This is a genomic window from Achromobacter sp. EG18, from assembly GCF_059759395.1.
In genome coordinates this window covers 5,679,132-5,704,138 of the sequence record NZ_CM186213.1, presented here as the reverse complement: position 1 = coordinate 5,704,138, position 25,007 = coordinate 5,679,132, and the positions used below count along the sequence as shown (strand labels likewise).

Below are 25,007 nucleotides of genomic sequence, written 5' to 3'. Positions count from 1 at the left end.
AACGGAAACTTAGATGGCGGCGATTCGCAAAAATTCTTCGGCCACGAGCGACGCGCCGCCGACCAGGGCTCCGTCGATATCAGTCATGGCGAACAAACTGGCGGCATTGGCAGCCTTGACGCTGCCGCCGTACAAAACCTGCACCTGGGCCGCGCCCAGCGCGGCCAGAGCGGCGCGGATGGCGCCGTGGACTTCCTGGGCCTGCTCGGGGCTGGCGGTGCGGCCGGTGCCGATGGCCCACACGGGTTCGTAGGCCAGCACCATGCGCGAGACGGCCTCGGCGCCCAGCGCCAGCACCGGCTTGAGCTGGCGTTCGATCACGGCCAGCGTGTTGCCGGCTTCGCGATCGGCCAGCGACTCGCCCACGCACACCACCGGGGTCAGGCCGGCAGCCAGCGCGGCGCGAGCCTTGTCGGCGACCATCTGGTCGGTTTCACCGTGCAGCACGCGGCGCTCGGAGTGGCCGGCCAACGCATAGCGGCAGCCGAATTCCTTGAGCATGGCGCCCGCGACTTCGCCCGTGTAGGCGCCCTTGTCGTGGGCGCTGACGTCCTGCGCGCCCCAGGACACGGCGCTGCCGGTCAGGGCCGAGGCGGCCTGCGCCAGGTACGGAAACGGCACGCAGACGCCGATTTCGCAATGGCTGGCGGCATCCGCGGCGCGCAGTTCGGTCAGCAACGCGGCATTCTCGGCCAGGTTGCCGTGCATCTTCCAGTTGCCCAGCACGAGGCGGGCGCGGTGTTCGACTGAAGTCATGGCGCAAATGTCAGAGTGGGTGAACCCGGGGGAAAAACACCCGCCCACGGGCTGGCCTGGAAATAATTCCAGGCGAAACCCGTGATTGTATCCTGTTGCGCGGCGCCGCGCCGAACGCCGCGCGTTTCTTACACGGTCAGGATGATTTTGCCGATGTTCTCGCCGCTTTCCATCATGGCGTGGGCCTGGGCGGCCTGGGCCAGCGGGAAGGTGGCGTGCACGATCGGCTTGATGGCGCCCTGCTCCAGCAGCGGCCAGGCGCGCTCGCGCAGCGCCCGGGCGATGGCGCCCTTGAAGTCCACCGGGCGCGGACGCAGGGTCGAGCCGGTGATGGTCAGGCGGCGGCGCATGACCTGGCTGGTATCGACATTGGCCTGCGCGCCGCCCAGCTGGGCAATGATGACGATGCGGCCGTCGTCGGCCAGGCATTGCATGTCGCGGGCGATGTAGTCGCCGGCCACCATGTCCAGGATCACGTCGACGCCGCGGCCGCCGGTGGCGTCCTTCACTTCCTTGACGAAGTCCTGCGTCTTGTAATTGATGCCGCGCGCGGCGCCCAGCGCCTCGACCGCGCGAGCGCGGCCATCGCTGCCGACGGTGGCGTAGACCGGGTTGCCCATGGCGCGGGCCAGCTGGATGGCCGTGGTGCCGATGCCGCTGGCGCCGCCGTGCACCAGCAGGATCTCGCCGTCGGCCAGGCGGCCGCGGTCGAACACGTTGCTCCAGACGGTGAAATAGGTTTCCGGCAGGCCGGCCGCTTCGATATCGGACAGGCCCTTGGGAATCGGCAGGCACTGGGCCGCGGGCGCGACGCAGTATTCGGCATAGCCGCCGCCAGCGACCAGGGCGCACACCTTGTCGCCCAGCGCGAAGCCGCTGCCGGCCAGGTCGCCGCCGACGATTTCACCGGCCACTTCCAGGCCCGGCAGGTCGGACGCCCCGGGTGGCGGCGCGTAGTTGCCCTTGCGCTGGAACACATCCGGACGGTTGACGCCCGCGGCGCTGACCTTGATCAGCACTTCACCCTTGCCGGCTTCAGGCGTGGGACGTTCGGCGGGAACCAGGACCTCGGGGCCGCCCGGGCGTGAGATTTCTACACAGTGCATCGCGTGCCTCCTTCGCGGCAAATGGATTATTATTGCGCCCTTTACGGCAAGTCGCGTTTTCGTCAGGTAGAGTGTTTGCCTGGCGGCCGGATTGCCGCCCCCGCAGTACAGTGCGGCACCAGGAAGCGTGGCAGAGTGGTCGATTGCACCGGTCTTGAAAACCGGCAACGGGCAACCGTTCGTGAGTTCGAATCTCACCGCTTCCGCCAGGAATCCGCCCTTTCCTCCCTTTTTCGCGCCATCATGCGCCCAGGCCTATCAGCCGGCAGGATCGCGCTCGCCTTCGCTTGTGCTGGGCGCGGAGGCCGGTCAGCGGCGGACCGCGTCGCGCCTTGTGGCACGGCTCCCGTCATTTGTTGATCACGGCACCATCACCGCGATGCTCGCGGCCACGCGCCGCGGGGGGGGGCTGCATCGGGCGTTGGCGCGGCGGCCTCCGGCCGCTGGCGCTGGATCTGCTCCAGTTGCGCCGCCGCCTCGTCGCCCTTCAATTCGGCCACCCGGCCGCGCACGATCGCATCCATGTACTGGCGCGTGAACGTTTCGCCCACGCGCCAGGCATCGCCGTCGCGCACGAAATCGAAATCGCCTTCGAGCACCTGCCAGTCGGCGCGGCCGATGGCCGACAGCAGCCGGTCGCGATATTCGGCCTGCAGGCGGCACGACCATTTGCCGCCTCCCAGCTCCTTGCAGTCGCCTAGCGGCTGGACGTTGCGGACCGTACGCGTATCGGTTTCCGGCGGCAGGCCCACGCGCTGGCGTTGGCGCTCGTACGCCGCCTTGCGCGCTTCGCCCCGGGTGGTCTGGTCGAATGCCGCCACGCCCTGCTCGAACGCGGCTGCCAGCCGGACGGCGCCGGCCGGCTGGCCCACGTCGCGCGGCTTGCCGCTGGCATCGAGCTGGCCGTAGCGGACCCGCACCACGCGCGGGTCCGCGCCGGCGATCATCATTTCGCCCTTGGCATTGGGTCCGATGGTGTAGGCCAGGCTGGAGGAGGCCTCGCCCACCTTCAACGTGGCGGTGCAACCGCGCGAACGTTCCGGCTTGATGTAGCCGACCTCCTTCACGTCCGCAAATGTCGCCAGGTACAGGTCCGCGGGTGCCGCGCCCCCGGCCAGCGGGTTCCTGGACATCTGCTGAATGCGCGAGGTGAACATGCTGGCGCGCAGGGTCTTCTGCACATCGGCGTCATCGCATTGCGGCGGCGATGCCGGCGCAAACAGGTACCAGCCCGCCGCGGCCACCGCGATCACGCCGCCGCCCAGCCATGCCCAGCGCGGGCCGGGAAAAGCGCGCTTGAGCGCGACCTGGCGCACCTGCCGTTCGTATTCTTCAAGCTTGCGCTGCATCAGCGCGTCCATCTCGGCCAGCGCCTGGCGACGGGTGGCGTTGCCGGCGAAGGCGGCTTCGGTCACGGACAGCTCGCCGATGGCCGCCAGGTCCTCGTCGGAAACGATGTGCTCGTCCACCAGCCAGAACAACGCCTCGCCAAGCGACGTCCACGGTTCGGCGCCCCTCTCGCCCAGGCGCTGGCGCGCGGCGGCGTGGTGGTCCGGGCGAATGACGCCGTCGGCAAGCAGGCGGTCGAGAAGCGGGGTCGATGCAGGGACCATGGATGTACGGCGGGCTGCCAAGACGAGGATGGCACATGATACCGTCGCCGCATTCACGCGCCCGGCCGGCGCGGCCTCATACCGCGCCGGCCTCAGGCGGCGCAGGTCTCAAAGATGCACTGCCGGACCGGGGCCGCGTCCGGGCGCGTGGATGCGCACCCGCAATGCGATCAGCAGCGCCGCCAGCAGCATCAGGATGCCGGCCGCCACGAACACGCCGACAATGCCGTTGGCGCTGAACATCGCGCCACCGGCCGCCGCGCCCGCCGCGATCGACGACTGCACCGACGCCACCACCATGCCGCCCGCGCTTTCGGCCTGGTCGGGCACCGCGCTGGCCACCCAGTTCGACCACGCCACCGGCACCCCGCCGAACGCCATTCCCCATAGCGCCACCAGCAGCGCCTGTCCCGTCACGGACGCCGGCAGCAAGGCCAGCGCCAGGGCCGCCGTCCCCACCAGCGCAGGCATCAGCACCAGCGTGGCGCGGGCGCTGCGGCCCAGCAACCAGCCCGCCAGCAGGGTGCCGGCGAAATTCGCCACGCCAAAACCCAGCAGCATCAAGGCCAGTCCGTCGGCGCCGACGCCTGTCGTGGTTTCAAGGAACGGCCGGATGTAGGTGAACAACGCGAAGTGGCCGGTGTGCACCAGCACGCATCCCAGCATGCCGACGGCGATGCCGGGACGCAGCAATACCTCCAGCACCGTGCGCAGCCGCGCGGTCCGGCCCGGCGCCAGCCGCGGCAGCGTGAGCCACTGGAACGCCAGCGTCGCCACGCCGACCGCGGCGGCGGCGACGAAGGCGCTGCGCCAGCCATACCTGCCGCCCAGATAGCTGCCGAGCGGCACCGCCACCACGGTCCCCACGGCAATGCCACTGAAGATGATCGACAACGCGCGCGGCAGCAGGGCGGGCGGCACCAGGCGCATGGCCACCGCCGCCGCCATGCTCCAGAAACCGCCCAGCGCAACGCCGAGCAAAATACGCATCGCCAGCAGCACCGCCAGGCTGGAAGACAGCGCCACCAGCAGATTGGAGGCCACCATCAGGGTGCTGAAGGCCAGCAGCACCACGCGCCGATCGAGCGCGCGCGTCAGACCCGGCACCAGCAGTCCGGCAAACAGCGCCACCACCGCCGTCACCGTCACCGCCTGCCCGGCCAGCGCCTCGGAGACGCCCAGGTCGAGCGCCATCGGCGTCAGCAGGCTGGCCGGCAGGTACTCCGCGGTCAGCAAGCCGAACACCCCCATCGCCAGCGAAAACACCGCCATCCAGGCGGGCGGCGCATCCGCCGCGCGCGACATGCGGCCATCGCAGACCGCTTCACAGACACCATGACTCATCGCAGAACATCCTCAGGAAAACATCACAGCGGCCAGTCTAGGGATGGCATCCAGGATGATCTATGATGAAGAATCTTTGGTTTTTGATCCAAACACCTGAATGAATGCCACGGATGCCTTTGCGCTTTCGTCCGACCTGATCAGCGAACTGCTGACCGGCATGCGCCTGCGCGGCGTGCAATACCGCCGCATCCAGGTCGGCGCGCCGGTCGGCCTGGGTTTCCGCGCCCGCCCCGGCCACGCCTACTTCCACTACCTGGCGGTTGGCAACGCGGTGCTGCGCAGCGCCGACGGCGCGCTGCATCCGCTGTCCGCGGGCAACGCCGTGCTCATTCCCCAGGGCGACGCCCATCACTTGCTATCCGACCCGCGCGCCCCGGTGCGCGATATCGACGAGGTGGCCGCGGCGCCGCTGGGCGAGCAGGTCAGCGGCGTCGACACCTGCCCCAGCACGCACGACACGCCCAGCGCCGTGCTCTTCTATGGCTGCATGGCGTTCGACCTGGGCGGCATGCGGGGCCTCGGCCCCTTGATGCCTGGCCTGATGCTGGTGGACGCCGCCAGCGAACGCTACCCGGGCGCGCTGGCGCTGCTGGACGCCATGAAGCGCGAAATCTGCGCCGGACGCATCGGCTTTGCCGGCATCCTGGCGCGCCTGGCGGAAGTGGTGGCCGCCATGATCGTGCGCGGCTGGATCGAAAGCGGTTGCGATGATGCCGCCGGCCTGGTGGCCGCCCTGCGCGACCCGCGGCTGGCGCGCGCCATCCTGGCCCTGCATCGCCAGCCCGGCCGCGATTGGACCGTGGAAGAACTGGCGGCGCAATGCAATGTCTCGCGATCGGTCTTCGCGCAACGCTTCCAGGCCACCATCGGCACGCCGCCGCTGCGCTACGCCACCGAATTGCGCATGCGCCTGGCCAGCCAATGGCTATCCCACGAGCGCTTGCCGATCGACACCGTGGCCGAGCGCCTCGGCTATACCTCCCAAGCCGCCTTCAGCCGCGCCTATAAACGCGTCACCGGTCAATCACCGGGCGCCAGGCGCCGCGGCCCAACCGTAGCCCTGCAGCAGGCCCAGCAGGGATAGGCGTGCCACCGCCACGGCCTCATCGCGCAAGGCATCGGCACGCCAGCCCATCTCGATGGCGTAGCCCGGCATGGCGACCGGGCACGGCAGCAGCCGCAGCCCCGAGACCGCCGCCAGGCCGCGCGCCGCGTGGGTCGGCAGGGTCGCCAGCGCGTCGCCGCCACGCAACAGGAACGCCAGCGCCGCAAAGTGCGTGGTCGCGGCCAGCACCCGTCGCGTCAATCCCTGCGCGTGCAGCACCTCGTCAACCACGCCGATGAATCCGCCCGACGACACCAGCACGTGCGCACGCCCGGTGAAATCCTCCACGGACAACGCATCCTGGCCCGGCGCCAGGCTGGCCGGATCAACCAGGCAGGCATAGTCGCCCTGCCCCACGGTCACGCGCTGCAATGCGGGCGCGGTCAGTCCACCGGACGCGATCACCAGGTCGACGTCGCGCGCCATCAGCATGTCGGCGGCCAGGCGGCTGTGGGTCTGGCGAAAGATCAGACGTAGTCCCGGCGCAGCCTCGGCCAGCGCCGCGATGGCCTCGCGCCCCAGCGCGATTTCGAAGTCGTCCGACAGCCCCAGCGTGACCGAACGCCCGGCAAACCCGGCCGGCCCAGGCCGGGCCAGCGACAGGCTTTGCCGGCACTTGTCCAGCGCCTCGCCGATGATCGGCCGCAGCTCGCGGGCCCGCAGGCTGGGCGAAAGGCCGCGCCCGGTGCGCACGAACAGCGGATCCGCATACAGCGTGCGCAGCCGCGCCAGCGACGCACTGACGGCCGACTGCGTCACCCCCAGCCGCAGCGCCGCGCGGCCCGCGCCGCCCTCGTCGTAGATCGCCTCGAACACCTTGAGCAGGTTCAGGTCGGTCGACTCGATATCGATCTGGCTCATATCATTTATCGTCAAATGGGATTGATCGATTTTAGGCTGGCGCCGACACTGGCAGCTCCCGACACCCCGCCAGCCCCAGCCAAGGAACCCGCATGACCACCCAGACCGTTGCCGCACTGCAGATCGGCGCCTCGCCCGAGGGCAAGGAAGCCACCCTGGAACGGATCCTGGCCTTCGAGGCCGAGATCACCGCCTCGGGCGCCGCGCTCGTGGTCATGCCCGAAGCCCTGCTCGGCGGCTATCCCAAGGGCGAGATATTCGGCACGCGCCTCGGCTACCGCTTGCCCGAAGGCCGCCAGGCCTATGCCCGCTATTACCAGAACGCCATCGACGTGCCCGGCCCCGAGACCGACGCGCTGGCCGCGCTGTCGCAACGCACCGGCGCCAGCCTGGTGATCGGCGTCATCGAACGCGCCGGCAGCACGCTGTACTGCACCGCGCTGTACTTCGATCCGGCCGCCGGCCTGGCCGCCAGGCATCGCAAGCTCATGCCCACCGGCACCGAACGCCTGATCTGGGGCCAGGGCGACGGCTCCACCCTGCCCGTGGTGGAAACCGCCGCGGGCCGCGTCGGCGGCGCCATCTGCTGGGAAAACCACATGCCGCTGCTGCGCACCGCCATGTACGCCAAGGGCGTGCAGATCTGGTGCGCGCCCACCGTCGACGAACGCGACATCTGGCAATGCTCGATGCGTCACATCGCCCACGAGGGCCGCTGCTTCGTCATCAGCGCCTGCCAGGTGCAACCGTCGCCCGCCGAACTGGGCCTGGACGTGCCCGGCTGGGATCCGCAACGCCCGCTCATCAATGGCGGCTCGCTCATCGTCGGCCCGCTGGGCGACGTCCTGGCCGGCCCGCTGCACGGCCAGACCGGCCTGCTGACCGCAACCATCGACATCGAGGACCTGGTGCGCGCGCGCTACGACTTCGACGTGGTCGGCCATTACGCGCGTCCCGACGTTTTCGCCCTGGACGTGGATGAACGCGTGCGCCAGAGCGTGCGTTTCACCGCCTGACTTCACCCGGCCGGCGTCCGTCAGGGCGGGAAGCCCGCGGCTCCAGTGGTATAGTCACGGCCGCTGGATACCCATGCCGCGCCCGCGCGGCTCACCCGGTATCCCGTTGCCGCCCCGTCCGCGGGGTCGGCGATGCCCGAGTGGTGAAATTGGTAGACACAAGGGACTTGAATCCATTTGAGCCCTCCGGAGGAAACTCCAGAGGTGTAGCCCGTCAAACTCGGCGAATGCCCTGGACCCGGTCCGAGCCAACGCCGAGCCAAGCCCGCTTCGAAAGAACCGGGAAGGTGTAGAGAGCAGACGGCGGGCACCTAAGGCCGCAAGGCTATGGTGAAGGCGTGCTCCAGACCACGAACGGCGCTTGACGCGCCGGCGGCGAAAGTCGAAGTGGTACGAAAATCCCTCGGCCGCGAGGCCGTACCGGTTCGATTCCGGTCTCGGGCACCACCCCTATGCCAGGCGCCGCCGCGCCTGCCTTGCCTGCGCGCCCGGACCGCCCGATCTTGACCGCCACACCCGCCGCCCCGCCCTTCATCGTCCTGGACGCCTGTGTCCTCATGTCCGGCATCCTGCGCCGCCTGCTGCTGCGCCTGGCCGACGCCGGCGTGTTCCAGCCGGTCTGGACCGAGCGCATCGGCGAGGAATGGCGCCGCAACGCCTGCCGCATCTGGGACATCCCGCCCGAGGTGATGGCCGAGTTCTGGGCCGAGATGAACGCCCGCTTCCCGCAGGCCATCGAGCACGACACCCAGGTCTACGAGGCGGCGCTGCGCTACAGCGACCCCAAGGATTTCCACGTCATCGCCGCCGGCCTGGCGCGCCGCGCCCGCTGCGGCCTGCCGCAGACGCCGGTGGTGCAGGTGCTGACTTGGAACCTGAAGGATTTCAACCGCTCGGAACTGCGGCGCCAGGGCCTGGACGTATACAACCCCGACCGCATGCTGGCGCAATGGTGGCAGGACGGCGCCGACCGCATGCGCGAGGCCATCGCGCAGATTCCGGTGGACTACGTAGCGCTGGGGCGCGAGCCCGAGCCGCTGGCCGCGACCTTGCATCGCGAGCGGCTGTACCGGCTGAAAAACCAGGTGGGCCGCGACCCGGAACTGGGCCGCCCCTGACTCAATGGTCGTGGTTGCTGGCCGCGAAACCGGCCGCGTTCAGGATGTCGATCACTTCCTGGATGTGCTCCGGCCCGCGCGTCTGCAGCACGAAATCCACTTCCACATTGCGCACCGGCAATGAGGTGAACGCGCGCTGGTGATGCACCTCGGTGATGTTGGCCTGGGCATCGGCGATCAGCTTGGTCGCGTGGGCCAGCGCGCCCGGCAGGTCGCGCAGATCGACGCGGATACGGGCCAGGCGACCGGCGCGCACCATGCCGCGCTCGATCAGTTCGCCCAGCATCAAGGGGTCGATGTTGCCGCCGGTCAGCACCAGGCCGATGCGCTTGCCCTTGAAACGCTCGCTGCCCGCCTCCTGCGCGCGCAGCAGCGCCGCCAGGCCGGCCGCGCCGGCGCCTTCAACCACGGTCTTCTCGATTTCCAGCAGCACCACGATGGCGTGCTCGATGTCGGCCTCGCTGACCAGTTCGATGTCGTCGACCAGCCGGCTGACGATGGGCTGCGTCAGCCCGCCCGGCGATTTCACCGCGATGCCTTCGGCGATGGTGTACTGCCCCTGCGGCATCGATACGCCCTTGACGGCGGCATACATGGCGGGAAAGCGCTCGGTCTGCACCCCGATGATCTCGATGCCGGGCTTGAGCGCCTTGGCTGCCGTGGCGATGCCCGAGATCAGGCCGCCGCCGCCGATGGCGATCACCAACATGTCCAGCTGCGGCTGGTCTTCCAGCATTTCCAGCGCCACCGTGCCCTGCCCCGCGATCACCGCCTCGTCGTCGTAGGGGTGGATCATGATCAGCCCGCGCTGTTTGGCCAGCTCGTAGCCATGCGCCTTGGCGTCGTCGAAGGTATCGCCGGCCAGCACCACTTCGGCGCCGAAGCGGCGCGTGTTGGCGACCTTCACGGTCGGCGTGAAGCGCGGCATCACGATCACGGCCGGCACGCCCATGCGCTGCGCATGGTAGGCCACGCCCTGGGCATGGTTGCCGGCCGACACCGCGATCACGCCCGCGCGGCGCTCGTCTTCCGACAGCGTCAGCATGCGGTTGAGCGCGCCGCGCTCCTTGAAGCTGGCGGTGAACTGCAGGTTCTCGAATTTCAGCCAGATCTCGGCGCCGAAGATGTCGGACAGCGTGCGCGACAGGGTGAACGGGGTCTTGAGCACCTGGCCGCGCAGGTTCTCGCGGGCGGTCTGGATGGAAGCGATATCGATCACGATGGAAAAATCCTGTTAGCGCACCGGCAGGAAATTGAACAGCAAAAGGCCTTGCGCATAGTTGATGCCGATGCGCCGCGAGTTCTCGCCCAGCAGATTGGCGATCAGGTCCAGCCGGCCGATGATGGCGCCGAACTCGCGTTCGAAACTGAGGTTGGTGGCCTGCGCCGACATCTCGTTGGCCAGCAGCAGCGGCTCGCCCTGGTTGTTGCGGCGCGACGCCAGCAGCCAGGCCGCCGCCTCGACGTTCCGTGCGGCATTGTAGACCCGCTGCCCGTCGAGCGCGTCGGTGGCGTACAGGCGGGTCTTGCCGTTGTGGGCGGCGATGATGGTGTCGGCCAGGCCGTAGATGAAGGCCCCGACGCGGTCGCCGCTGTAGTTGGGATCGAGCGACACCGCCAGGATCTGGATGTCGTGCAGGCCGGCCAGGTCGGCCGGCGGGATCCGCACCTCGATCGCATGCTTGACCCGCGACACCGCGGTCGCGTGGTCGGGCGCGCCGGTCTTGCGCCATTCGCGCGGGTTGCGTCGGTAGAGCTTGTCCAGCAGGCTGTAGAGGCTGGCCAGGTTGTCGCGCACCTCCAGGGTGACGGTGCGGTTGAAGTCGGTCTGGACCAGTTGGTCGGCCGACATGCCTTCGCCCTTGGGCGAACCCTGGCCCGGCCCGGGCGCGGACATGCATCCGGCCAACAACGCTCCCAGCAGCATGGCCGCCGCCGTGGCGGGTCCTCGCCATCGCGTCATGCTCGATCCATCCGTATCCCCCTCTGTCTGGCGCCCTGCCGGCTTGCGCCGCGCCGGCGCTCGTGTCACGCGCAAGACTTTACCGTAAGGCGCGCGAAGATGGGAGATGCGGGAGATTCGAAGACGAAAGAAGATGAATCCGCCTGCCACCAAAGCAAAGAAAAACGGCGCCTCGCGGCGCCGTTCTTGAGCAGGGGAAAGGCAGGCCTTATTCGGCTTGCGGTTCCGCTTGCGGGGCGGCTTCGGCAGCGGCCTGCTGCTGCTCGATGCCGCCGATCGCCTTGATGGACAGGCGCAGGCGGCCCTTGTCGTCGGCCTCGATGACCTTGACGCGGACTTGCTGGCCGACCTTCAGCACATCGTTGATGTTGGCGATGCGGTAGTTGGCGATTTCCGAGATGTGCAGCAGGCCGTCGCGGCCCGGCAGCACTTGCACGATGGCGCCGAAGTCCAGCAGGCGCAGGACCGAGCCGTCGTAGACCTGGCCCACTTCGACGTCGGCGGTCAGCTCGACGATGCGGCGCTGGGCTTCCTTGGCCTGCGCTTCGTCGACGCTGGCGATCACGATCGTGCCGTCGTCGGAGATGTCGATCTGGGTGCCGGTTTCCTCGGTCAGCGCGCGGATGGTGGCGCCGCCCTTGCCGATCACGTCGCGGATCTTCTCGGGGTTGATCTTGATGGTCAGCATGCGCGGGGCGAAAGCCGACAGCTCGCCGCGCGAACCGTCCAGCGCTTCCTTCATCTTGCCCAGGATGTGCAGGCGGCCTTCGCGGGCTTGCGCCAGCGCCACTTGCATGATTTCCTTGGTGATGCCCTGGATCTTGATGTCCATCTGCAGCGCGGTGACGCCGTTTTCGGTGCCTGCGACCTTGAAGTCCATGTCGCCCAGGTGATCTTCGTCACCCAGGATGTCGGTCAGCACGGCGAACTTGCCGCCGTCCAGGATCAGGCCCATGGCCACGCCGGCCACGTGATCCTTGACCGGCACGCCGGCGTCCATCATGGCCAGCGAGCCGCCGCAGACCGAAGCCATCGACGACGAGCCGTTGGACTCGGTGATTTCCGAGACGATGCGGATGGTGTACTGGAAGTCTTCCGGGGCCGGCAGCAGCGGGATCAGCGCGCGCTTGGCCAGGCGGCCGTGGCCGATTTCGCGGCGCTTGGGCACGCCGATGCGACCGGTTTCGCCGGTGGCGAACGGAGGCATGTTGTAGTGCAGCATGAAGCGGTCGCGGTACTCGCCCATGAGCGCGTCGATGATCTGCTCGTCCTGCTTGGTGCCCAGCGTGGCCACGACCAGCGCCTGGGTTTCACCGCGGGTGAACAGGGCGCTGCCGTGCGCGCGGGGCAGCACGCCCAGGCGCACGCTGATGGGACGCACGGTGCGGGTGTCGCGGCCGTCGATACGCGGTTCGCCGTTCAGGATCTGGCCGCGGACGATGGCCGATTCCAGCGAGAACAGGATGTTGTCGACGGTGACGGCGTCCGGCGCCGGCTCGCCCTTTTCGGCGGCGGCGGCGTTCAGCTTGGCCGACACGTCGGCGTAGACTTCACGCAGCTTGGTGGTGCGGGCCTGCTTTTCGCGGATCTGGTAGGCGGCGTTCAGGCCTTCCTGGGCGGCCGACGTGACGGCGGCGATCAGGGCCTCGTCCTTGGCGGGCGGCTGCCAGTCCCAATCGGGCTTGCCGGCGTCCTTGACCAGTTCATGGATGGCGTTGATGACGGCCTGCATCTGCTCGTGGCCGTAGACCACGCCGCCCAGCATGATTTCCTCGGACAGCTGGTCGGCTTCCGATTCCACCATCAGCACGGCGTTTTCGGTGCCGGCGACCACCAGGTCCAGCTTCGAGGACTTCAGCTGCGACGCGGTCGGGTTGATGGCGTACTGGCCATCGATGTAGCCCACGCGGGCGGCGCCGATCGGGCCGTTGAAGGGGATGCCGGAGATGGCCAGCGCGGCCGACGCGCCGATCATGGCGGCGATGTCCGGATCGATTTCGGGATTGACCGACAGCGTGTGGATGACCACCTGGACTTCGTTGTAGAAGTCTTCGGGGAACAGCGGACGCAGGGGACGGTCAATCAGGCGCGAGGTCAGCGTTTCCTTCTCGGACGGCTTGCCTTCACGCTTGAAGAAGCCACCCGGGATGCGGCCGGCGGCGTAGGTCTTTTCGATGTAGTCGACGGTCAGCGGGAAGAACGTCTGACCCGGCTTGGCCTTCTTGGAGGCCACGACAGTGGCCAGGACGACGGTGTCCTCGATCGACACCACAACGGCGCCGGAGGCCTGGCGAGCGATTTCGCCGGTTTCCAGGACGACCGTGTGCTGGCCGTACTGGAACGATTTAGTCACTTTATTGAACATGACGATTATTCCTTACAAATGAAAAACCGTGGCCGTCGCGACATGCGTCGCACCGACCACGGTTGCGTCATGGGGAGCCAGCCCCGTCGATCACTTGCGCAGACCGAGTTTTTCGATCAGTGCGCGGTACGAATCGGGATTGCGGCCCTTGAGATAGTCGAGCAGCTTGCGGCGACGGCTGACCATACGCAGCAGACCGCGGCGCGAGTGATGGTCCTTCATGTGTTCTTTGAAGTGACCGGTCAGTTCGTTGATACGGGCGGTGAGCAGAGCCACCTGGACTTCGGGGGAGCCGGTATCGCCTTGAGCGCGTTGGAACTGCGCAACGATATCGGATTTCTTGATGTCAGCTACAGACATTGATGACCTCTTCGGACATGCGACAGGGCCGAGGCGCCCTGACGTGGTTTGGAAAAAAATCGCGGCCGGCGAAAAGCGTTATTGCGTTCTCACTGCTGCTTCAAGGCTACCCTGGAAGTGCCGCAAGACAAGGCTTGGCGCCCCATTTGCCGCATGTCCAGCCCAGCCCCGTTGCCGGCGCAAAGCATCTTGCAAAATCAATACACTTGATAAAGCCTGACGATTATAGCCGATTCGCTAGAATTACCCCAGTGAGACCGCCGGCCCGCCGCCGGGCGTCGCGCCGCCGCCCTCGCGGAAGGCACCAGGAGCCATAATATGTCAAATTATTACAGACTTGCCCGCACCACCCTGGCCGCCGCGGCCCTGGCCGGCCTGGCCGCCTGTGCCAATCTTGCCCAGGTCGCCCCCGGCACCCCGCTGGCCGACGTCCAGGCCCAGTTCGGCCGTCCCAATTTCGAATGCCCGCAGGCCAACGGCGGCCGCCGCGTGATCTGGACGCAGCAACCCATGGGCCAGTATGCCTGGGGCGCCAACGTCGGCGCCGACGGCCGAGTCGACCGGGTCGTGCCGCTGCTGACCGACGCCCACTTCAAGGTGCTGGAACAGGGCCAATGGAGCCCCGAGCGCGTGCGCTGCGAGTTCGGCCCGCCGGCCCGCATCGATCAGGCCGGCCTGGGCGAAAAACGCGAGGTGATCTGGTCGTACCGCTACAAGGAAAACAGCGTCTGGAATTCGCTGATGTACGTCTACATGGGCCGCGACGGCAACGGGGTGACGCACTTCCATCCCGGCCCGGACCCGATGTACGACGATGACCGCTTCATGTGGCGTTGATTCCCCCATGAAAAAACCCGCCTTCATCCAGGCGGGTTTTTCTTTTGCCGGGCGGCGGGCTCAGGACGACTGGCCGCGGCGCTCCTGTTGCAGCCGGCGGGCGCGGTTCCAGCGCCAGGCCCAGATCACCCAGCCCGAAAAGCCGTACAGCACGAACAGGCCGAACAGCACCACCGGGGGATCGCTGGAGACGAACACGAACACCGCCACCACCAGCAGGATGCCCCAGAACGGCACGCTGCGGCCCAGGGCGAAGCTCTTGCCGCTGAAGAACGGCGCGTTCGACACCATGGTGATGCCGGCGTACATGGTCAGCGTGAACGCGACCCAGGCCATCACGCTGTCGTGGATCGGCAGCTTGTTGTCGACCGCCAGCCAGACGAAGCCGGCCACCAATGCCGCCGCCGCCGGGCTCGGCAGCCCCTGGAAGTAACGCTTGTCGACCACCGCGATATTGGTGTTGAAGCGCGCCAGGCGCAGCGCGGCTCCCGCCACGTAGACGAACGCCGCCAGCCAGCCCCAGCGGCCCAGGTCGTTCAGGATCCATTCGTACATCACCAGCGCCGGCGCCACGCCGAACGAGGTCATGTCGGACAGCGAATCGTATTGCTCGCCGAAGGCGGATTGGGTGTTGGTCAGGCGGGCCACCCGGCCGTCCATGCCGTCCAGCACCATGGCCACGAAAATGGCGATGGCGGCGACCTCGAAGCGGTTGTTCATGGCCTGCACCACGGCATAGAACCCCGCGAACAACGCCGCGGTGGTGAATGCGTTGGGCAGCAGGTAGATGCTTCGGTGGCGGTTCTCGGAATCGCGCATGGAAAAATTGGGCATGGTCTCAATTACTTACGACAGACATTGAAAGGTTAACTCATCTGGCCCCACAACGGGCCGCAGCAAGGGCCGTGCCCGCGCCGATCCGGCCCCGCCGGCGCGAAAAGCCCCGCTCGCGCCCCGCTGACGCGCCCGCCTCGCGCATTTTCCGCGCAAAGAAAAACGGCATGCCCTCGCGAGGCATGCCGCTTGCCGTCGGCGCGCGCGGGGCGCAAACCCCGCGCGGAAACCGGAATCAGTTCTTGGACTTGTCCACCAGCTTGTTGGCGGCGATCCAGGGCATCATGGCGCGCAGCTTGCCGCCCACCACTTCGATCTGCGATTCCGCGTTGATGCGGCGGCGCGAGGTCAGCGTCGGGGCGCCGGCGGCGTTTTCCAGGATGAACTTCTTGGCGTATTCGCCAGTCTGGATGTCCGTCAGGCACTGGCGCATGGCCTTGCGGGTTTCGTCGGTGACGATCTTCGGGCCGGTCTCGTACTCGCCGAACTCGGCGTTGTTCGAGATCGAGTAGTTCATGTTGGCGATGCCGCCTTCGTAGATCAGGTCGACGATCAGCTTCAGTTCGTGCAGGCACTCGAAGTACGCCATTTCGGGCGCGTAGCCGGCTTCCACCAGCGTGTCGAAACCGGCCTTGATCAGTTCGACGGTGCCGCCGCACAGCACGGCCTGTTCGCCGAACAGGTCGGTTTCGGTTTCTTCACGGAAGTTGGTTTCGATGATGCCGGCACGGCCACCGCCGTTGGCGCTGGCGTACGACAGGGCCACGTCGCGCGCGGCGCCCGACTTGTCCTGATAGACAGCGACCAGGTGGGGCACGCCGCCACCCTGCTTGTAGGTGTTGCGCACCGTGTGGCCGGGGGCCTTCGGGGCGATCATGATGACGTCGATGTCTTCGCGCGGCACGACCTGGCCGTAGTGGACGTTGAAGCCGTGGGCGAAGGCCAGGGCGGCGCCGGCCTTGATGTTGGCGTGCACTTCCTTGTTGTAGACCGAGGCGATGTTCTCGTCGGGCAGCAGCATCATGACGATGTCGGCGGCCTTGACGGCTTCCGCCACTTCCTTGACCTGCAGGCCGGCGTTGGCGGCCTTGTCCCACGAGGCGCCGCCCTTGCGCAGGCCGACGATGACCTTCACGCCCGAATCATTCAGGTTCTGGGCATGGGCGTGGCCTTGCGAGCCGTAGCCGATGATGGCAACGGTCTTGCCTTTGATGAGGGAGAGGTCGCAGTCTTTGTCGTAGAAAACTTTCATGGGGTGCTCCAGATATTTTTGGATATTCGTTGGTTCGGGATGTAGGGTGCGGCTTGGCCTGGAAGGCCGGTCAAAGCTTCAGGATCCGTTCACCGCGGCCGATGCCGGACACGCCGGTGCGCACGGTTTCCAGAATGGCACTGCGGTCCAGGGCCTCCAGGAAGGCCTGTACTTTTTCCTGCACCCCGGTCAATTCGATGGTGTAGGACTTGTCGGTGACGTCGATGATGCGCCCGCGGAAGATGTCCGCCATGCGCTTCATTTCCTCGCGTTCCTTGCCGACCGCGCGCACCTTCACGAGCATCAGCTCGCGCTCGATGTGCGCGCCTTCGGTCAGGTCCACGACCTTGACCACGTCCACCAGGCGGTTCAGGTGCTTGGTGATCTGCTCGATGACTTCATCCGAGCCGGTGGTGACGATGGTCATGCGCGACAGCGTGGCGTCCTCGGTCGGCGCCACGGTCAGGGTCTCGATGTTGTAGCCCCGCGCCGAAAACAGGCCGACCACGCGCGACAGCGCGCCGGGCTCGTTCTCGAGGAGGACGGAAATCACGTGCTTCATGGTGGCCTCCTTACAGGTCTTCAGAGCCGAGCAGCATTTCGGTCAGCCCGCGGCCGGCCTTGACCATCGGCCACACGTTTTCGGTGCGGTCGGTGATGAAGTCCAGGAAGACCAAGCGCTCCTTGTGTTTCTTGAACGCTTCGCGCAGCGCCGGCTCGACGTCGGCCGGGCGCTCGATGCGCAGGCCCACGTGGCCGTAGGCCTCGGCCACCTTGACGAAGTCGGGCAGCGAATCCATGTACGACTCGGAATAGCGCGAGCCGTAGTCGATCTGCTGCCACTGCCGCACCATGCCCAGGAAGCGGTTGTTCAGGCAGATGATCTTGGGCGTCAGGCGGTACTGGGCGCAGGTCGACAGTTCCTGGATGTTCATCTGGATCGAGGCCTCGCCGGTGATCACGGCGATGTCATGACCCGGATTGGCCATCTGCACGCCCATGGCGTACGGCAGGCCCACGCCCATGGTGCCCAGGCCGCCGGAATTGATCCAGCGGCGCGGCTTGTCGAACTTGTAGTACTGCGCGGCCCACATCTGGTGCTGGCCCACGTCGGAGGTGACGAAGGCGTCGCCGCCGGTCACTTCCCAGAGCTTTTCCACCACGAACTGCGGCTTGATGACTTCGTCCGAATTCGCGAACTTCAGGCATTCCTTGCCGCGCCAGGTCTCGACCTGGTCCCACCACTTGGCGATGGAAGCCGGCTTGTGCTCGGCCGAGGCGGCCTCGTACTGCGCGCTCAGGTCGGCCAGCACATCCTTGACGTTGCCGACGATCGGGACGTCCACGCGCACGCGCTTGGAGATCGACGACGGGTCGATATCGATATGGATGATCTTGCGGGCGTTCTGGGCGAAGTGCTTGGGATTGCCGATCACGCGGTCGTCGAAGCGGGCGCCGATGGCCAGCAGCACGTCGCAGTGCTGCATCGCCATGTTGGCCTCGTAGGTGCCGTGCATGCCGGGCATGCCCACGAACTGGCCGCTGCTGGCCGGGAAGCCGCCCAGGCCCATCAGGGTGCTGGTGCAGGGCGCGCCCAGTTGCGACACGAGCTTGTTCAGCTCGGGCGCGGCGTTCGACAGGATGACCCCGCCGCCGGTGTAGATCATCGGCCGCTCGGCGGCCAGCAGCATCTGCACGGCTTTCTTGATCTGCCCCTGGTGGCCCTTGTTGACAGGCGCGTAGGAACGCATCGAGATCTCGCCCTTGGGCGGGGTGTACTTGCACTGCGCGACGGTGATGTCCTTGGGGATGTCCACCAGCACCGGGCCGGGACGGCCGGTGCGCGCGATGTAGAACGCGCGGCGCATGGTTTCGGCCAGGTCCTTGACGTCGCGCACCAGGAAGTTGTGCTTGACGCAGGGACGGGTGATGCCGACGGTGTCGCATTCCTGGAAGGCGTCCTCGCCAATGGCCGCAGTGGGCACCTGCCCGCTGATGATGACCATGGGGATGGAGTCCATGTAGGCGGTGGCGATGCCGGTGACGGCATTGGTCACGCCCGGACCGCTGGTCACGATGCAGACGCCGACCTTCTGCGACGAGCGCGAATAGGCATCGGCCGCGTGCACGGCGGCTTGCTCGTGACGAACCAGGATATGCTGGAATTTGTCCTGCTTGAAAATCGCGTCGTAGATGTAGAGCACCGCGCCGCCAGGGTAGCCGAAAACGTGTTCCACGCCTTCATCGGCCAGGCAGCGCACGACGATATCGGCGCCATTCATTTCCATGTTGTCATTCCTTTCAAAACCGGCCCTGCAACCCTGACTGCTGCGCGCCCGGATACGGCGGCAACGGAACCCATGCCGGCTGCGGCAACATGATCCGGCGCTTAGCGGCTCACGGAGCCACGCCACCCGGACACCCTGCCGACCCGGCACACGTTCGACAGAACGCAGTGCAAACGCCCCTGGGGGACGCTGGAGGTCGAAATGGAAGCCTTGGCAACACACGCTTGTGGCGCGGCCAACGGCAAATGTATCTGCTGCGGGATGGCTGGGAGGTGACCCTGGCCATCCGCCTCATCGCGCCGGTTTCGGATAGGCAGACCGGCGCAAGTGGAGCAATTTACCGCGTTGCGTCAAAGCTAGCAAATCGAGGTTTCGCGGACGTTGCACGGAAGTCGCGCCCGGCCATGCGGGAAAGTCTGGTAACCATCTGGCCCCTAAAACGCGACCGCTCTCTCTATACTTGACGCGTCACCCGGATTCGAGCCCCGCCGTCCATGGATCTGCGCATTGCCAGCATTCGCCGCTTTCTCTACAGCCACTACTTCTTCGGAGGGGTGCGGCAGGGAGTCGGCATGCTGTTGCCGGTGCTGGTGCTGGGCGGGCTGTTCGGCCACTACACCACCGGCCTGGTCGCCACCTTCGGCGCCCAGTGCCTGGCCATCATCGACCAGCCCGGGGGCCCGCAGCGGCACCGCACCAACGAGATGCTGGGCGGCGCCGCGCTGGGCACGCTGACCGTCATCATCACCGGTCTGGCCTCGACCAACCCGGTGCTGATCTGGCTGGTGGTCATCGCGCAGTGCTTCGTCTATTCCATGTTCACGGTGTTCGGCAAGCGCGGCGGCCTGATCGGCTTTGCCGGCCTGCTGCTGATGACGCTGACCATGCATTCGCCGCTGGAACCGCACGAGGTGCTGGCGCATGCCGCCGCGACGCTGGGCGGGGCGCTGTTCTACGTGGCATTCAGCCTGGGATTTTCGCGGCTGTTCTGGCTGCGGGAAGAACAGCAGGCGATGTCGGTGGCACTGTTCGCCACCGCCGACTACGTCGCCGCGCGCGCCGCCTTCTACGACGAAACCGCCGACCTGGACGAAGCCTACCGCAACCTGATCCAACGGCAGTCCGTCATGACCGAAAAGCACCAGGCGGCGCGCGACATGGTGCTGCGCGCCCTGCCCCGCGGCAAGGGCCTGGGCGACCGCCAGCGCGTGATGATCTGGAACATGTTCGTCGACATGCTGCAACTGCTGGATACGCTGGTGGCCACCCACACCGACTACGCCGCGCTGCGGCGCGCGCTGGCCGGCAACGATTGCCTGATGTTCATGCGCGATGCGCTGGTGAAGATGTCGCTGGAACTGAACCGCATCGCGCTGGACGTGTCGCGCGGCCGCAAGGTGCAGTACCGCAGCAGCGCCAAGGCCGAACTGCGCGCCATCGAGTACGAGATCGAGCAACTCAAGCAGCAGGGCCTGGGCGAGCGCGAGCCCGAGATGCTGGCGCTGATCGTGCAGGTGCTGCGCCGGCTGCGCAACTCGGCCCGCATCGTCGACCGCCTGGCGGACCACACCGCCGCCTCGCCCCACGCCAAGCCCACCGACGTGCTGCGCATCAACAAGTCGCTGACGCGCTTCATCTCGCGCCAGGAATTCCGCTTCGGCCTGCTGACCAGCAACCTGCGCCTGGATTCGCCGCACTTTCGCTATGCGCTGCGCGTGACCGCGGCGGCCGCCATCGCCATGACGCTGGCCAGCCGCTGGCTGTCGCCGGCGTTCTCGGCGCACAACTACTGGATCATGCTGACCATCGTCATCATCATGAAGCCGGGCTTCGCGCTGACCCGCCAGCGCAACGGCTGGCGCCTGATGGGCACGCTGATCGGCTGCATCTGCGCGCTGCTGCTGTTCAACGTCACCGACCGCCCCGAGATCCTGTTCGCGGTGCTGCTGGGCGCCTGCGTCATGGGCAACAGCATGGTGCAGCTGAACTACATGGCCAGCGCCATCTTCAACACCCTGTTCGTGGTGCTGGTGTTCCACTTCGTCTCGCCCGGCACGGTGTCGATGGCGGTGATCGGCGAACGCGCCATCGATACGCTGATCGGCTGCACGCTGGCGCTGGTGTGCAGCTACATCCTGCCCTGGTGGGAAGCGCGCTACCTCAAGCCGCTGGCCGCCGCCGCCACGCGCGCCAATCGTGAATACCTGATGGCAGGCATGCGCTACGTGGAAGCGATGCAGGCACACGGCGCGCCGATGGGCGCGGCCGCCGACGCGACGCCCGCGGTCACCGACGCCGACATCGCCTGGCGCCTGGCGCGCAAGAACGTGCACATCGCCTTCAGCAATTTCGCCGAGGCCTTCTATCGCATGATGAGCGAGCCCAAGTCGCACCAGGTCAGCGTGCCCGAGCTGAACAACCTGCTGATCCAGAACCACGTGCTGGCCTCGCAGATCACCGCCGCCATTCCCATCCTGGCCGCCCTGCCCGCCACGCCCGAGGCGGTGCAGCGAGCGCTCACCGGCATGGCCGACCTGCTCGACGAGAACCGCGCGCAGCCCCCCGCCGACCTGCCCACCCAGTTCGACACCGAAGGCGAGCAGGCGGCGCTCGTCTATCCGGTCAAGCAGATGATCAAGGCCGCGCACATGATCCGCCAGGAACTGCTGGCGCTGGCCGATCCGCAGCACGCGCCGCCTGTCGCGGCGCCGGCCTGAATCGAGCCGCCGCGCTCCGCGGGAACAAAAAAACCGGCCCCTTCGGGGCCGGTTCTCCGCGCTACCCGCGTCCCGCTCAGAGCTTGCGGCGGAACACCAGCTTGTCCTCGGTCGAGGCCGAGGCGTCGTACTTGTAGCCTTCCAGGTCGAAGCCGTGCAGGCCTTCGGGCTTGGACACCTTGTGCAGGATGGCGTAGCGCGCCATCAGGCCGCGCGCGCGCTTGGCGTGGAAGCTGATGATCTTCCAGGCGCCGTTCTTCCAGTCCTGGAACACGCACTGCACCACACGCGCCTTGAGCGCCTTCAGGTCGACCGCCTTGAAATACTCTTCGGACGCCAGGTTGACGATGACCGGCGCCTTCTGCCCGGCCTGGCGTTCGTTCAGGTAGTCGGCGATGCCGCTGCCCCAGTATTCGTACAGGTTCTTGCCCTTGGACGTTTCCAGGCGCGTGCCCATTTCCAGGCGGTACGGCTGCATCAGGTCCAGCGGCCGCAGCACGCCGTACAGGCCGCTGAGGATGGCCACGTGTTCCTGGGCCCAGTCCAGTTGCTTGGCCGACAGGGTCGAAGCCTCCAGGCCTTCGTACACGTCGCCGTTGAAAGCCAGCACGGCCTGGCGCGAATTGGCCTGCGTGAAGGTGCGCTTCCAATGCGCATAGCGCTGCACATTGAGCTCGGACAGCGCCGGGCTCAGGCTCATCAGTTCGGATATATCGTCCGCGGTCTTGGTCTTGAGCACCTTGATCAGGGCGGCGGCCTGATCCACGAACAGCGGCTGGGTATGGGTCTCGACATGTACCGGCGAGTCGTAGTCCAACTTCTTGGCGGGGGAAAGCAGAAACAGCATTCGAAGATTCCTTTGATCAGCGCGCCGTCCAGCCGCCATCGACGGAGACGGTGGTGCCGGTGATTTGCGCGGCGGCATCGGAGGCCAGGAAGACGGCCGTGCCGCCCAGTTGTTCGGGCGTGACGAACTGCAGCGACGGCTGCTTTTCGCCGAGCAGTTCACGCGCGGCGGTTTCCTGGTCGACGCCGTTCTTCTCGGCCAGCGCCGAGATCTGCTTTTCGACCAGCGGAGTGCGCACCCAGCCCGGGCAGATGGCGTTGGCGGTGATGCCCTGGCCGGCGGTTTCCAGCGCGGTCACCTTGGTGAAGCCGACCACGCCGTGCTTGGCGGCGACGTAGGCCGACTTGTTGGCCGAAGCCACCAGGCCGTGCGCCGAGGCGATGTTGATGATGCGGCCGAAGCCCTGCTTCTTCATGTGCGGCAGCGCGGCGGCGGTGCCGTGGAACACGGCCGACAGGTTCAGCGCCAGGATTGCGTCCCATTTTTCGGTGGGGAAATCCTCGATCAGGGCGGTATGCTGGATGCCGGCGTTGTTGACCAGGATGTCGATGCGGCCCATCTGGCGCACCGCGTTGTCGACCAGGCCGCGCACGGCGTCGCCCTTGGACAGGTCGGCGCCGTCGTACAGCACCTTGACGCCATGCTGGGCTGCCAGGCCGGCGCGGACCTTTTCGATCTCGGCGGCGTCGCCGAAACCGTTCAGCACGATATCGGCGCCCTGCGCGGCCAGCGCGGTGGCGATACCCAGGCCGATCCCGCTGGTGGAACCGGTGACGACTGCGACTTTACCTTTGAGCATAGATGTTCTCCTGTGGCGGGGCGCGAAGGGCGGACGGCGGCCGGAACACGCCGGCCGGCGCCGTGGGCGAAACACGGACTGAAAAACTGCGTCAAGTGTAGCTGCCCGGCAAGGCGCCCATGATGCCATGCCCCCACGGCGCGCGGGGTCAAGCGCGCGGCCGGCCCGGCGCCGTATCCGTCGCTGTATCCGTCTCTGTATCCGCCACCGTATCCGACGCGGTTGGCGGCGCTACGCGCGGCGACGCATCCGGCCGCCCACCGGCCGTCGCCGGGTCCGGGTCCGGCTCCGGCTCGGGCAGGTCCGCCATGCCGCCCAGGCGTTCGGGCACCCGTTCGAGCAGCTTGATCAGGATGGGCACCACTCCCATCGACACCGCCACCACCACCGCCAGCACGTCGCGCTGATCCAGGTCCATCAAGTGGTTGTCCCAGGCTTCGTTGAAAATCGCGAAGCTGAATTCGCCACCCTGCGCCAGCACCATCGCGAACAACAGGCGGTGGTAGCGGGGCAGGCCGAGCACGCGCGCAAAGCCATACAGCACCGCCACCTTGACCGCCAGCAGCGCGCTCACCCCCGCCAGGATGAAGGCCCAGTGGTCCGCGACCACGCTCAGGTTCACGGACATGCCGATCGCGACGAAGAACAGGCCCAGCAGCAACCCCTTGAAGGGCTCGATGGCGGTTTCCAACTCGTCGCGGTAGCGCGATTCGGCCATCAGCACGCCGACCAGGAAACCGCCCAGGCCGGCCGACAAGCCCGCATAGTCGAACAGCTGGGCGGTGCCCACCACCATCAGCAGCGCCGCCGCCGTGAACAATTCCTTCAGCTGCGCCTTGGCTGCCCAGCCCAGGAGGCGCAAACGGTAGGCCACCGCCACCACCGCGACGGCGACCAGCGCTTCCTTGAAGGACGGCGCCGATGCGCCGCCCGCGCCCAACAGCCCTGCCGCCACCAGCATCGGGATTGCCGCCATGTCCTGGAACAACAGCACCCCCAGCGCCGACCTGCCCATGGGCGTGCGCGTCAGGCCGCGCTCCTCCAGCAACCGCAGCGCCACCGCCGTCGACGACAGCGCCAACGACAGGCCGCACAGGACGGCCGCCTGCCATCCCATGCCTGCCATGTGCCGCAGGGCCGCGCCGAACACCAGGCCCAGCAGCAGGCCGCAGGCCAGCATCTGCATCGCGCCCAGCGCGAACACTTCGCGGCGCATGGCCCACAGGCGCTTGGGCGCCAACTCCAGGCCGATGACGAACAGCATCATCACCACGCCCCATTGCGAGACGTTGACCATATCGCTCACGTCCGTCACCAGCTTCAGGCAGGACGGCCCGACCAGCACGCCGGCCACCAGATAGCCCGGGATCGCGCCCAGCCCCAGCCGTTGGGTCAGGGGCACGCACAGAACGGCGGCCAGCAACAGGATGAGAATCAGGTTCATCGGCGCGAAACGGACGGGTCGGAACAACCCGATTCTGCGCAAGGATTGCCCAGCTGGGAAGCGGATGAAACCCGCTGTAGCCGCCGATCTCGACGGGCTTTACACAAAACTTTTTTTTGCTGTAGAATTGCGGGCTTCGCTGCTCCGACAACGCAGATTCTTCCGACCAGGGATCTGATCGTGGGAAACCAGGAACCGCCGATGGGCTCAAGCCCGGCGCCGGCAACTGGAATTTCACCGTTGCGGAACCCAGCCACGGAGAGGTGGCAGAGTGGTCGAATGTACCTGACTCGAAATCAGGCGTACGGTATCCCCGTACCGTGGGTTCGAATCCCACCCTCTCCGCCAGTTTTGGCTTGTGAGCCCCACCGCGGTCTCG

The 25,007-nt window shown here is 67.1% G+C and carries 21 protein-coding genes and 2 tRNA genes; 7 read left to right on the top strand and 16 right to left on the bottom strand.

The window, feature by feature from the left end; translation table 11 throughout:
- Positions 1 to 9: 9 nt before the first annotated feature.
- Together tpiA and AC6CR5_RS26365 are read right to left on the bottom strand one after the other, a co-directional pair.
- On the bottom strand, positions 10 to 756 hold the full coding sequence (gene tpiA, locus AC6CR5_RS26370) for a triose-phosphate isomerase (protein WP_026382285.1): 747 nt from the start codon (positions 754 to 756) through the stop codon (positions 10 to 12).
- 128 nt (positions 757 to 884) lie between these two features.
- Positions 885 to 1,862 (bottom strand): NAD(P)H-quinone oxidoreductase, encoded by a 978-nt coding sequence (locus tag AC6CR5_RS26365; protein ID WP_173000853.1) that lies wholly within the window; start codon positions 1,860 to 1,862, stop codon positions 885 to 887.
- 121 nt (positions 1,863 to 1,983) lie between these two features.
- Here AC6CR5_RS26365 and AC6CR5_RS26360 point away from each other — a divergent pair.
- Positions 1,984 to 2,071, top strand: a tRNA-Ser gene (locus AC6CR5_RS26360).
- Positions 2,072 to 2,233: 162 nt separating this feature from the next.
- Here the strand turns inward: AC6CR5_RS26360 and AC6CR5_RS26355 are convergent.
- The gene (locus tag AC6CR5_RS26355) at positions 2,234 to 3,475 is read right to left on the bottom strand and encodes a hypothetical protein (protein WP_435816288.1); all 1,242 of its coding nucleotides are present in this window, start codon (positions 3,473 to 3,475) and stop codon (positions 2,234 to 2,236) included.
- A gap of 108 nt (positions 3,476 to 3,583) precedes the next feature.
- A complete protein-coding gene (locus tag AC6CR5_RS26350) occupies positions 3,584 to 4,819 on the bottom strand; it encodes an MFS transporter (protein WP_047992136.1) in 1,236 nt (411 codons plus the stop codon).
- A gap of 100 nt (positions 4,820 to 4,919) precedes the next feature.
- On the opposite strand from AC6CR5_RS26350, the gene AC6CR5_RS26345 reads away from it, so the two are divergent.
- Entirely contained in the window at positions 4,920 to 5,906 is a 987-nt protein-coding gene (locus AC6CR5_RS26345) for an AraC family transcriptional regulator (protein WP_045952815.1), read from the top strand.
- Here the strand turns inward: AC6CR5_RS26345 and AC6CR5_RS26340 are convergent.
- Positions 5,847 to 6,788 (bottom strand): LysR substrate-binding domain-containing protein, encoded by a 942-nt coding sequence (locus AC6CR5_RS26340; RefSeq protein WP_020924810.1) that lies wholly within the window; start codon positions 6,786 to 6,788, stop codon positions 5,847 to 5,849. The two genes, AC6CR5_RS26345 and AC6CR5_RS26340, sit on opposite strands and share 60 nt — an antisense overlap.
- Before the next feature lie 92 nt (positions 6,789 to 6,880).
- Between AC6CR5_RS26340 and AC6CR5_RS26335 the strand changes: the two genes are divergently transcribed.
- Together AC6CR5_RS26335 and AC6CR5_RS26330 are read left to right on the top strand one after the other, a co-directional pair.
- The gene (locus tag AC6CR5_RS26335) at positions 6,881 to 7,804 is read left to right on the top strand and encodes a carbon-nitrogen hydrolase family protein (protein WP_020924811.1); all 924 of its coding nucleotides are present in this window, start codon (positions 6,881 to 6,883) and stop codon (positions 7,802 to 7,804) included.
- A 557-nt stretch (positions 7,805 to 8,361) separates the two neighbouring features.
- Positions 8,362 to 8,922: a PIN domain-containing protein gene (locus AC6CR5_RS26330; RefSeq protein WP_058665856.1), complete on the top strand. Its 561-nt coding sequence runs from the start codon at positions 8,362 to 8,364 to the stop codon at positions 8,920 to 8,922.
- Between the two features lies 1 nt (position 8,923).
- On the opposite strand, the gene AC6CR5_RS26325 is transcribed toward AC6CR5_RS26330, so the two are convergent.
- The 4 genes from AC6CR5_RS26325 to rpsO all read right to left on the bottom strand — a co-directional run bounded on the left by AC6CR5_RS26325 (position 8,924) and on the right by rpsO (position 13,610).
- Complete coding sequence (locus AC6CR5_RS26325; RefSeq protein ID WP_006389123.1) at positions 8,924 to 10,141, bottom strand: threonine ammonia-lyase; 1,218 nt, start codon at positions 10,139 to 10,141, stop codon at positions 8,924 to 8,926.
- Between the two features lie 15 nt (positions 10,142 to 10,156).
- Complete coding sequence (locus AC6CR5_RS26320; RefSeq protein WP_006389122.1) at positions 10,157 to 10,885, bottom strand: hypothetical protein; 729 nt, start codon at positions 10,883 to 10,885, stop codon at positions 10,157 to 10,159.
- A 208-nt stretch (positions 10,886 to 11,093) separates the two neighbouring features.
- On the bottom strand, positions 11,094 to 13,250 hold the full coding sequence (gene pnp, locus AC6CR5_RS26315; RefSeq protein ID WP_047992133.1) for a polyribonucleotide nucleotidyltransferase: 2,157 nt from the start codon (positions 13,248 to 13,250) through the stop codon (positions 11,094 to 11,096).
- 90 nt (positions 13,251 to 13,340) lie between these two features.
- The gene (gene rpsO, locus AC6CR5_RS26310; RefSeq protein ID WP_006223612.1) at positions 13,341 to 13,610 is read right to left on the bottom strand and encodes a 30S ribosomal protein S15; all 270 of its coding nucleotides are present in this window, start codon (positions 13,608 to 13,610) and stop codon (positions 13,341 to 13,343) included.
- 318 nt (positions 13,611 to 13,928) lie between these two features.
- On the opposite strand from rpsO, the gene AC6CR5_RS26305 reads away from it, so the two are divergent.
- Complete coding sequence (locus AC6CR5_RS26305; RefSeq protein ID WP_020924856.1) at positions 13,929 to 14,447, top strand: hypothetical protein; 519 nt, start codon at positions 13,929 to 13,931, stop codon at positions 14,445 to 14,447.
- A 60-nt stretch (positions 14,448 to 14,507) separates the two neighbouring features.
- Here AC6CR5_RS26305 and pssA read toward each other — a convergent pair whose 3' ends face one another.
- The 4 genes from pssA to AC6CR5_RS26285 form a co-directional block, all read right to left on the bottom strand.
- The gene (pssA, locus tag AC6CR5_RS26300; protein WP_006389119.1) at positions 14,508 to 15,281 is read right to left on the bottom strand and encodes a CDP-diacylglycerol--serine O-phosphatidyltransferase; all 774 of its coding nucleotides are present in this window, start codon (positions 15,279 to 15,281) and stop codon (positions 14,508 to 14,510) included.
- 235 nt (positions 15,282 to 15,516) lie between these two features.
- Positions 15,517 to 16,533 (bottom strand): ketol-acid reductoisomerase, encoded by a 1,017-nt coding sequence (gene ilvC, locus AC6CR5_RS26295; protein ID WP_006389118.1) that lies wholly within the window; start codon positions 16,531 to 16,533, stop codon positions 15,517 to 15,519.
- A 70-nt stretch (positions 16,534 to 16,603) separates the two neighbouring features.
- Positions 16,604 to 17,095 (bottom strand): acetolactate synthase small subunit, encoded by a 492-nt coding sequence (gene ilvN, locus AC6CR5_RS26290; protein WP_006389117.1) that lies wholly within the window; start codon positions 17,093 to 17,095, stop codon positions 16,604 to 16,606.
- A gap of 10 nt (positions 17,096 to 17,105) precedes the next feature.
- A complete protein-coding gene (locus AC6CR5_RS26285; protein WP_498085758.1) occupies positions 17,106 to 18,875 on the bottom strand; it encodes an acetolactate synthase 3 catalytic subunit in 1,770 nt (589 codons plus the stop codon).
- 440 nt (positions 18,876 to 19,315) lie between these two features.
- Here AC6CR5_RS26285 and AC6CR5_RS26280 point away from each other — a divergent pair, with 440 nt between their 5' ends.
- Positions 19,316 to 21,538, top strand: coding sequence for an FUSC family protein (locus AC6CR5_RS26280; RefSeq protein ID WP_054517507.1), 2,223 nt, complete (start codon positions 19,316 to 19,318; stop codon positions 21,536 to 21,538).
- A gap of 76 nt (positions 21,539 to 21,614) precedes the next feature.
- Here the strand turns inward: AC6CR5_RS26280 and yaaA are convergent, their stop codons facing one another.
- The 3 genes from yaaA to AC6CR5_RS26265 all read right to left on the bottom strand — a co-directional run bounded on the left by yaaA (position 21,615) and on the right by AC6CR5_RS26265 (position 24,628).
- The gene (gene yaaA, locus AC6CR5_RS26275; RefSeq protein WP_020924859.1) at positions 21,615 to 22,385 is read right to left on the bottom strand and encodes a peroxide stress protein YaaA; all 771 of its coding nucleotides are present in this window, start codon (positions 22,383 to 22,385) and stop codon (positions 21,615 to 21,617) included.
- Positions 22,386 to 22,401: 16 nt separating this feature from the next.
- Positions 22,402 to 23,184 (bottom strand): 3-hydroxybutyrate dehydrogenase, encoded by a 783-nt coding sequence (locus AC6CR5_RS26270; protein ID WP_006389113.1) that lies wholly within the window; start codon positions 23,182 to 23,184, stop codon positions 22,402 to 22,404.
- 148 nt (positions 23,185 to 23,332) lie between these two features.
- A complete protein-coding gene (locus AC6CR5_RS26265) occupies positions 23,333 to 24,628 on the bottom strand; it encodes a cation:proton antiporter domain-containing protein (protein WP_230846632.1) in 1,296 nt (431 codons plus the stop codon).
- Positions 24,629 to 24,885: 257 nt separating this feature from the next.
- Between AC6CR5_RS26265 and AC6CR5_RS26260 the strand changes: the two genes are divergently transcribed.
- Positions 24,886 to 24,976, top strand: a tRNA-Ser gene (locus AC6CR5_RS26260).
- The last annotated feature ends 31 nt before the right edge of the window (positions 24,977 to 25,007 follow it).